At 74.8% G+C, this 6,313-nt stretch carries 8 protein-coding genes; 3 read left to right on the top strand and 5 right to left on the bottom strand.

The annotated features are described in order from the left end of the window. Positions 1-82: 82 nt before the first annotated feature. The 4 genes from BN344_RS11880 to BN344_RS11865 form a co-directional block, all read right to left on the bottom strand. Positions 83-793, bottom strand: a complete 711-nt coding sequence (locus BN344_RS11880; RefSeq protein WP_040338655.1) for a PaaI family thioesterase — start codon at positions 791-793, stop codon at positions 83-85. Between the two features lie 22 nt (positions 794-815). Further along, positions 816-2,378 (bottom strand): sensor histidine kinase, encoded by a 1,563-nt coding sequence (locus BN344_RS11875; protein WP_051515828.1) that lies wholly within the window; start codon positions 2,376-2,378, stop codon positions 816-818. Then, positions 2,375-3,097: a response regulator transcription factor gene (locus BN344_RS11870; RefSeq protein ID WP_040338654.1), complete on the bottom strand. Its 723-nt coding sequence runs from the start codon at positions 3,095-3,097 to the stop codon at positions 2,375-2,377. Before BN344_RS11870 ends, BN344_RS11875 begins: the two co-directional genes overlap by 4 nt. A 193-nt stretch (positions 3,098-3,290) precedes the next feature. Continuing rightward, the gene (locus BN344_RS11865) at positions 3,291-4,097 is read right to left on the bottom strand and encodes a siderophore-interacting protein (RefSeq protein ID WP_040338653.1); all 807 of its coding nucleotides are present in this window, start codon (positions 4,095-4,097) and stop codon (positions 3,291-3,293) included. Positions 4,098-4,405: 308 nt separating this feature from the next. Here BN344_RS11865 and BN344_RS11860 point away from each other — a divergent pair, with 308 nt between their 5' ends. Next, on the top strand, positions 4,406-4,615 hold the full coding sequence (locus tag BN344_RS11860) for a hypervirulence associated TUDOR domain-containing protein (RefSeq protein WP_040338652.1): 210 nt from the start codon (positions 4,406-4,408) through the stop codon (positions 4,613-4,615). A 41-nt stretch (positions 4,616-4,656) separates the two neighbouring features. After that, the gene (locus tag BN344_RS11855; protein WP_040338651.1) at positions 4,657-5,106 is read left to right on the top strand and encodes a DUF2795 domain-containing protein; all 450 of its coding nucleotides are present in this window, start codon (positions 4,657-4,659) and stop codon (positions 5,104-5,106) included. Positions 5,107-5,176: 70 nt separating this feature from the next. On the opposite strand, the gene BN344_RS11850 is transcribed toward BN344_RS11855, so the two are convergent. Then, positions 5,177-5,920 carry a hypothetical protein gene (locus BN344_RS11850; protein WP_040339162.1) on the bottom strand — a complete coding sequence of 248 codons (744 nt, stop codon included), beginning with the start codon at positions 5,918-5,920 and terminating at the stop codon, positions 5,177-5,179. A gap of 182 nt (positions 5,921-6,102) precedes the next feature. Here BN344_RS11850 and BN344_RS20285 point away from each other — a divergent pair. After that, the coding region (locus BN344_RS20285) for a hypothetical protein (protein ID WP_040338650.1) at positions 6,103-6,313 on the top strand (211 nt) is incomplete at its 3' end.

Here is a 6,313-nt window from a genome sequence, read left to right as displayed (position 1 = left end):
GGTGCCGCCGGACCGCAGGGCGAGCAGGACGTCGGCCGCGGCGCGGGCGGCCCGGGCGGCCACGGAGACGTCGTCCACCGGCTCAGGCCAGCCGGAGCGCCGTGGCGTCACCGGGACGGCGGGGCGGGGCGTGCCGTCCGGTCGCATCGGTGATGGCGCCGAAGTAGGCGGCCTGCTTCTCGGGGCGGGGCATGACGAACAGCCCGCGCGCCTCGACCAGGATCTTCTCGGGGTCCGAGACGAGCGCGATGGTGCCGGTGATGAACGCCTTGCGCCCCTCGTGCGACTCCACACGGGCTCGCAGCACCAGCGGAGTCTGCAGCGGCAGCGGCCCCCGGTAGTCCAGCTCGAGGTGCGCCGTCATCCCCCACAGGCCCGCGGCACCGGCGGCGCTGCCCAGCATCTGGTCCATGAACAGCGCGCTCATGCCGCCGTGCACGAAGCTTGGCGGCCCCTCGTAGGCCAGCCCGAGGGTGGCCTCGGCGACGACGCCGTCGCCGTCCTGCCGGACGACCAGCGGGGGTGCCATCGGGTTGGCGATGCCGGTGACGGGGTTGAACACCCGGCGGCCCTCGGAGGGATCGTCCAGGCGGGGCAGCTGGGATGCGGAGCGGCGGGTGGCGTCGATGCGGGCCGTGGCGGCGCGGACGAGTTCTGCGGCCGCGGCGACCTCGCCGGCGGCCACCGTGGTGGTCACCGAGGTCTCGATCAGCTCGCGGAGGGCATCGCCCAGTTCGGTCGTCGCGGTCAGCAGTTCGGCGTCGGGAGCGGCGTCGCCGTCGTTCGAAGTCACGTTCGAATGGTGACAGGCGGCCTCAGCCGGACTGGTCGGCGGCCCCGGCGTCCCCGGTCTCCGGCGGTGGAGGTGGCGGACCGGAGCGGCGCAGGCGGACGGTGAAGGTGGCGCCGCGTCCGGGTGCGGTGTCGAGGGTGATCGCGCCGCCGTGCGCCTCGACGAGGGAAGCGGCGATCGCCAGCCCGAGTCCGGTGCCGCCGGCCGCGACGCCGTCGCCGTTGCGGGTGCGCGAGGAGTCGGCCCGGTAGAACCGCTCGAACGCCCGGCGCGCGTCGTCGGCGTGCATGCCCGGGCCCTCGTCGCTCACGCGCAGCAGCAGGACGTCGTCGTCGTCGTCCTGACCGACCGAGACGGTCACGCGGGTGCCGGCGGGCGTGTGCGTGAGCGCGTTGGTCACCAGGTTGCCCACGACCTGGCGCAGCCGCCCCTCGTCGCCGAGGACGACCGGGACGTCGGTGAGCGACTCGTCCAGGTGCAGCGCGATCGGCCGGTCAGGCTGCACCGCGCGGGCGTCGTGCACCGCGTCGCCGGCGATCCCGGCGAGGTCGACCGGGGTGATGGCCAGCGGCCGGCGCTGGTCGACGCGCGCCAGCAGCAGCAGGTCCTCGACGAGGACGCCCATCCGGGCGCCTTCGGCCTCGATCCGCCCCATGAGGCGGGCGATCTCCTCGTCGGAGCCGACCGCGCCCTGCCGGTAGAGCTCCGCGAAGCCACGGATCGAGGTCAACGGCGTCCGGAGTTCGTGGCTGGCGTCGGCCACGAAGCGGCGCATCTTCTCCTCGGACCCCCGCGCCTCGGCCTCCGAGGTCTGCTGGGCACGGAAGGCGCTCTCGATGCGGGACAGCATCCCGTTGAGCGCCCCGGAGAGCCGCCCGACCTCGGTGCGCTGGTCCCCCTCGGGAACGCGCTGGGAGAGGTCGCCTGCAGCGATCGCCTGCGCGGTCCGCTCCACCTCGGCGAGCGGCCGCAGGCTGGTGCGGACCAGCGCGTACCCGGCGACGCCGAGCGCGGTGAGCACGACCAGCCCGACGGTCACCTCGATGCGCACCAGCCGGCTGATCGCCTTCTCGTCACCGGCGAGGTCGCTGCCGAAGAGCGCCGTGTTCCCGTCCGGGAGCCCCGCCGCCACCATGCGCCAGGACGTGCTGCCGTCCTGCGCGCCGACGGTGAACGGCTGTGGGTGGTCCGTGCCCTCGCCGGAGGCGGCCTCCTCGAGGGCGTCCTGCGCGTCGTCGACCAACCGGTCGATGTCCGGCATGCGGTCGGTGTCGTCCAGCGGACCGGCGAAGACGAGCACCCCGTTCCGGGCCGGGACGAAGCAGCCGACGAGGTCCGCGGAGAGGTACCGGCGGCCGCCGTCGCAGAAATCGGCCCCCCACCGCGGGCTCTCGACGATGGCACGAGCGTTCGCCCGCAGCTCCTCGTCCCGCTGGTCCTGCAGGTAGTCCTTCAGCAGGGAGGTGGCCGCCACGCCGGTCGCGGCCAGGCCGACCGCCACGAGCAGGACGAGCAGCGCCACCAGCCTGACCCGCAGCGGCACCCGGGGACCGCTGTGGACCGGCGCCGGGACGGGTGCGTTCACGTTCCCCGCGGCAGGCGGAGCGTGTAGCCGACCCCGCGGATGGTGTGCAGCAGGCGGGGGTCGGTGGTGTCGATCTTGCGGCGCAGGTAGGAGATGTAGGACTCCACGACGTTGGCCTCGCCGTTGAAGTCGTAGTTCCAGACGTGGTCGAGGATCTGCGCCTTCGACAGCACCCGTCCGGCGTTGGCCATGAGGTAGCGCAGCAGCTTGAACTCGGTGGGGGACAGGCTGATCAGCTGTCCGGCCTTGACGACCTCGTGGCTCTCCTCGTCGAGCTCGATGTCGGCGAACGTGAGCCGCGGTGCCTCGGCCGCCTGCGGGGCGCCGGTGGTCCGCCGCAGCACGGCGCGGATGCGGGCGATCACCTCGTCGAGGCTGAAGGGCTTGGTGACGTAGTCGTCGCCGCCGAGGGTCAGCCCGGACACCTTGTCCTCGGCCGCGTCGCGGGCGGTCAGGAAGAGCACCGGCGTGCGGCGGCCGGACTCCCGCATCCGCCGGACGACGCCGAACCCGTCGAGCCCCGGCATCATCACGTCCAGCACGAGGAGGTCCGGGCGGAACGACTCCGCCAGTGCGAGCGCCTGCTGGCCGTCGGCGGCGGTGGCCACCTCGAAGCCCGCGTAGCGGAGGCTGGCCGACAGCAGCTCCCGGATGTTCGGCTCGTCGTCCACCACGAGCAGCCGGGCCTCCGGCGCGCGGGTCTGCGGACTGCCGGCCACGGATCCTCCGGTCGAACGAGCGGGTGCCGTCATGCCCCCGAGGGTGCGGGCGAGGACTGCCGTCGGGCTGGACGCTACCTGTGAACTCCCTGGACACCGGTCGGCGGTTGCGCCGAGATCTGCACACTCGCCCCATCAGGCGCCGGAAGAGGGCGACCGTGCAGAACTCGGCCGCGGGAGGAGGCGGACGAGGTCAGCCGGCGGGGGCCATCGCGCGGCCGCGGCGCCAGTAGCCGATCGCGTGGTGCTGTGCCCGGGTGAGCCCCCAGCGGCCGCGCAGGTCGGCTCGGATGGTGCGGACGGCGGCCGACTCCGCCCCGACCCAGGCGAAGACGTCGTCGCCGGCGGGGCGGTCCAGGGCCGCCACCGCGTCGACCAGCAGCGTGCTCTCCCCCGGCGGGGTGCCGTCGCGGTGCAGCCAGCGGATCTCGATCCCCGGGGGTGCGGTCAGGGGCTGCTCCTCCTCCGGCCCCGCCACCTCGAGGAAGGCGACCCCCGTCGTCCCCGGGCCGGCGGCCGCGAGCAGCCGGCTGATCGCCGGCAGCGCGGTCTCGTCCCCGACGAGCAGGAGCCACGAGGCAGGACGCTCGGCCAGGGAGGCCGCGCCCGCCACGGCGAGCAGGGCTCCGGGCGCGGCGGCCGCGGCCCACGCGGCGGCCGGCCCGTCCCCGTGCAGCACGAAGTCGATCTCGAGCTCGCCGGCCACCGCGTCCTGCCGGCGGGCGGTGTAGCTCCGCAGGGCGATCCCGTGGCTGCCCTCGGGCCAGACGATGCGGCCGTCCCGCTGGATCCGGGGCCACCGGGGCTCGGCGTCCCCCACGCGCGGCACGAGGAGGTTCACCGTGGGGCCGGCGGCGGCGACGGCGTCCGGAGCGCCGGCGAGGAGCACGCGGCGCACCGACGGCGTGACGTCGGTGACCGCGGTGACGCTCAGGACGTCGACCGGGCGGAGTCCCTCGTGCGCAGGACCGTCCGGGCCAGGGGCGTCGAGGGAGGTCACGGCGGTCCAGCGTAGGGGGGGCGCGGGGCCGACCCGGCCGTCCCCGGGGGAATGGGGCCGACCGGGCCGGCGATCGCGGACGGGGCGGTGGATCACACACCGTAGTCGCCGGTGCCCGGCTGACCGGCGCGGATGTCCGTAGCGCCCTCGTCCTCGACGACGCTACGTGACGAACGGCGTCCTGCCAGCGCCCGCACGGGTGAGGGGGGCTCCCGAACGGGTGAGCGAACGTGACCGCCGTGACATGTGTGCCCCCGGGGCGCGGCGGGCAGGGCAGGTGCACTTCCGGAACGACAGAGGAGCCCGACATGGCCGACGACCTGACGAAGGGTGACCACGTCACCTGGAAGAGCCACGGAACCACGGTCGAGGGCACCGTCGAACGGAAGATCACCTCGGACACGGAGGCCTCCGGCCGGACGGTGCGGGCCAGCGAGGACGACCCGCAGTACGAGGTGAAGAGCGACAAGAGCGGACGCACCGCGGTGCACAAGCCCGCGGCCCTCGACGAGGACTGACCGACCCCCGGCGTCGCCGGGAGCGACAGACAGGAGACGACGTGACCGAGTCCGGAGGTCAGTTCGCCGGCGTGAGCCAGCGCAGCACCAAGCACAACTCCCGGGTGGACGAGGAGCTGGAGCACGACATCCAGGGGATGCTCAAGGCCGAGCGCGCCACCCGCTCCGAGGAGTGGCGGGAGTCCGAGCCGGTCGCCGAGGGCGAGCCCGACCTCACCGCCGACCCGGGGGGCGCGCTCGTCGGTGGCACGCCGGTGGGCATGGACGCCGACACGGTGGTCGTCCGCGCCGAGCTGGCCCGCTGGCTGGACCGGGCGGACTTCCCGAGCACCGGCCCCGATCTGGTCGAGGCCGCCCGCGATCACCGCGCACCCGACGCCGTCGTGGCCGAGCTGGAGCGGCTGCCGCAGGGAGAGAGCTTCGAGCGGATCGGCGACGTCGTCCGCGCCTTGGGCTACCCCACGGAGACCGGTCCCGGCCCCGGCGCCTAGCGGCGGACCGGAACGGCCCTCCTGCAGGGCCCGCCACGAGCCTGCGAGTGGTGGGGGCAGGAGGGCCGTTCTACCGGGCTTCCTCCTCGGCGATCTCTTCCGCCCCCCGGCGGCGGAAGAGGCGGGAACCCGGGAAGCCCTTCACGACCTGGCGCATGTCCTGCACGGTCTCGACCAGGTCCTGGACGTTCGTCCCGACGTCCCCGAGCGACTCGAGCACCGGCAGGATGTCGTCGTCCAGGTGGACGATGAGCTGCGGGAAGCGGTCGACGAGGGTCACCAGGGCCTCGACCTCGTCCGGTTCCAGGCTGGCGGCCAGCCGGCGCACGGACGGGGCGAGCGAGGCGAGCGCCGGCGCGTAGTCGTCCAGGATCGGCTCGACCCGGCCGACCATTCCCTCGGCCCGGCCCACGAGGGCGTCGGCGCGGCCGGAGGTCCCGCCCACCGCGTCGATCGCCTGGTCGGCCTTGGTGTTGGTGCGGCCCACGGCCTCGATCGCCTCGCCGGCCTTGGTGTTGGTCCGCTCCACGCCCTGGATGGCGTGATCGGCCAAGCTGTTCGTGCGGCCCACCGCCTCGATCGCGGCATCCGCCTTCGCCTGGGTGCCCTCGACCCCGGCGATCGCCGCGTCGGCCCGGTCGACGACGGCCTCGACCCGCGTCAGCAGGTCGGACACGTGGTCGAGCAGCTCGTCCATGCGTCCCAGCAGGGCGCCGGCCCGCGGCACCAGGGCGAAGGCGTCGGCGACGCCGTCGCGTGCGCCGGACACAGCGGCCAGGACGTCGGAGGGACCGGGGACCGACGGAAGTCTCACCGTCACCACGCTACGCACGTCTCCGGTGGCGCACCTCTCGATGGCACACGATTGAGCGGTGCGGAAGGGATGTGAGGCCTTGCGCGCGTCGGCGGGTGGGCGCGGCCGACCCCCGTATCGTGGAGGGCTCCCGCCTCCGGGCGGAGGACCGGAGCAGATCACGGACAGAGGGTGCCGACGCGGTGGGGGACGAGCCGAGGGCCGACGACGCGCGCAGGCGCGGCGTCCCCGACGGCTCCCGGCACCGGCCGGCCGACGGTGAGGCGCTGACGGTCGAGCAGCTGCTCGCGCGTTCCGGGAGCACCGCGCACCGCCGCCGCGCCGCCCGCCGGGAGTCCGAGCGGCCGTCGGCGCCGGCCGTCCCGCCCCCCGGGGTGCGCGACGGGCTGCCTC

This window comes from Candidatus Blastococcus massiliensis AP3, assembly GCF_000582785.1.
In the GTDB taxonomy this organism is placed as follows: domain Bacteria; phylum Actinomycetota; class Actinomycetes; order Mycobacteriales; family Geodermatophilaceae; genus Blastococcus; species Blastococcus massiliensis.
Note: the sequence above shows the minus strand (reverse complement) of the source record. Positions and strands in the feature narration are given on the sequence as shown.